Origin of the sequence: Desulfovibrio piger ATCC 29098 (assembly GCF_000156375.1) — a bacterium.
GTDB lineage: Bacteria > Desulfobacterota > Desulfovibrionia > Desulfovibrionales > Desulfovibrionaceae > Desulfovibrio > Desulfovibrio piger.
This window is the reverse complement of record NZ_DS996361.1, coordinates 20,019-22,252: the sequence shown is the minus strand read 5'-3', so window position 1 is coordinate 22,252 and position 2,234 is coordinate 20,019. Positions and strand designations below refer to the sequence as shown.

The following is a 2,234-nucleotide window of genomic DNA, read 5'->3' as shown; positions in this document are numbered from 1 at the left end:
CCGCTTACCTGAACGGCCTTTCCGGCATGACGCCCGAAGGCGCCGCCGAGACCCTGCGCCAGGTCAGCGGTGAGAACACCCTCAACAGCGGCTATGCCAACATCAACCAGCTCAACCTGTTCCGCGAAGGCATCCGCAACGGCGTGAAGGGCCTTGCCCCCACGGACGAACCCCGCTCGCAGATGTGGATCACCGCTCTGGGCGGCATCAGCAACCAGGGCTCCAACGACAGTATCAGCGGTTTCGACAGCTACACCGGCGGTCTCGCTGCCGGTTACGCGCTGACCATGAGCAAGGCCCTCGTGGGTGTCGGCCTTGCCTACATCGATACCGACGTCTATTCCCGTGACGACCTCAACCACACCGACATGCGCAGCTGGGTGGGCAGCCTCTATGCCGCTCTGGATCTTGACCCCGTGCGCCTGGAAGCCGATGTGATGTACGGCCAGGGCTACAACGAATCCGAGACCTCCTTCTCGGGCCTGCCCGATGCCGAAGGCGACTACAACAGCTACTTCTGGGGCTTCGGCGCCCGCGCTTCGTACAACTTCCTGTTCAACGAAGGCGCCACCCGCCTCACCCCTTATGTGGGCATCGAATACGCCAGCGTCACGCAGGATGCCTACACCGAAAGCGGCCCGCTCGGCCGTCACTTCGATGTGGACCGACTGGAACGCTGGACCCTGCCCGTGGGCATCGAACTGCAGCACGATTTCGTCATCGATGACGAAAAGTCCATCAGCACCTGCATCGGTGTCGGCTACGCTCGCGACCTGAACGACTCCCAGGCCGAAGCCAGCGTGTATCTTGGCCCCAACAGCGCGCCCCTGCGTGTCCATGGCGTCGAGATGGGCAAGGACGCCCTGCGCTACAACGCCGGTGTCAGCTTCAACGTGAACGACACCGTGTCCATCTTCGGGCAGTATAACGGCGAGACCCGCAGCAACTACACGGACAACTCCTTCCGCCTCGGCGTGGAGATCCGCTTCTAGTTCCTGACCTTCAACCATAAAAAAAGGCCCTCCTCGGAGGGCCTTTTTTTATGGTTCGATCCTCGGTCGCCTAACTTTCCAGCGCCTGGGCCTCCTTGCCCAGGATGACGAACAGCTGGCGCAAATTCTCCACCGCCACCACGCGCGGGCTGCCCCCGGCATCGCTCACCCGCGCACGCACGGCATAGCTGTTGCCGTTGCCATGGTCACGCAGCACGAAGGGCACGATCCAGTCCTTGCCCTGCCGCACGGGCGTGCCCACGTTGCGGATCTCCTTGCGGCCCATGGATACGGACTCGAACAGGGGTGCCACCCAGCCTTCCGCTGCGTAGTCCTGTACGCTCTTTCCGGCAAAGGCCCCGGAGGCGATGCCATTGTGCACGAAGGCCCGGGCCTCGGAGACCAGCAGCTTGCGCACGCCCAGGCCGTTGTCCTCGGCCATGGCGGCCCCGGAGAACATCAAGGCCAGCATGGGCGGCAGCAGGGAAGAATTCTCCGGCTTGGCGGCCTCCTTCATGAACAGGTCCACGGCCTCATTGAGGATGGCATCCATATCCACGAGCTGCTCGAAGCAGGCCGCATCCGCATTGTCCACGGCCCCGCCAGCCTCCACCACGCAGGCACGGGCCGCATCGGAAGAAAGGGCACGGGCCCCGGCAGGCCAGAGGCACAGGCAGCTGAGGAGCAGCAGGCAGCACAGGGCGCTGCCGCGGCAAAAGATATCTTTGGGGAACACAGCGCGCATGGCACGCCTCCTTGCGGGCACGGGCCCGCCGTTAGGGCCGGGACATCCCGGCAGACCGGAAGGGACGCTGCCATGGCGCCCTTGCCGGCGTGTGAAAAAGGGGAGCTGCCCGAAGGCACTCCCCCTCTTTGCCTTGAAGTTTGCATCGTGTCGCTGCCGGAGCTCCATCCGGGCCACCGGCGGAGGGACATCCTCCGCTCATGGTCGCATCCCCGGGAGCGCCGGGACCTTCCGCCGGGCCGCCGTCTTCCGCGCCTGCCTTTGCAGGAACAGGCCGGATCGTCGAGCCCTAGCGGGACGGCGCCGGTGCGGGCAGCACGGGACCACCGGCCGAGGTGCCCCCCGTTGCCGGAGGCATGGCCGCATGTCCGGGTACCGGTGCGGGTGCCGCAGGTGTTTGCGGAGCCGCGAGGGCCGGAGGCGTCACCGCCCCTCCGACGGCAGGCCCCTGGGCGGGCAGGGCCGCCGGAGCAGTCCCCTGCGGGGCGGATACCGGT

General features: G+C 65.9%; 2 protein-coding genes and 1 pseudogene. 1 reads left to right on the top strand and 2 read right to left on the bottom strand.

What is annotated here, in order from left to right; all coding sequences use genetic code 11:
- On the top strand, positions 1 to 992 hold a 992-nt coding region (locus DESPIG_RS11825; protein ID WP_006009077.1), incomplete at its 5' end, for an autotransporter outer membrane beta-barrel domain-containing protein.
- A gap of 70 nt (positions 993 to 1,062) precedes the next feature.
- Here DESPIG_RS11825 and DESPIG_RS11820 read toward each other — a convergent pair.
- Both DESPIG_RS11820 and DESPIG_RS14270 read right to left on the bottom strand, forming a co-directional pair.
- A complete protein-coding gene (locus tag DESPIG_RS11820) occupies positions 1,063 to 1,737 on the bottom strand; it encodes a hypothetical protein (protein WP_006009076.1) in 675 nt (224 codons plus the stop codon).
- Positions 1,738 to 2,026: 289 nt separating this feature from the next.
- A pseudogene (locus DESPIG_RS14270) lies at positions 2,027 to 2,234 on the bottom strand (hypothetical protein); the annotation flags it as partial.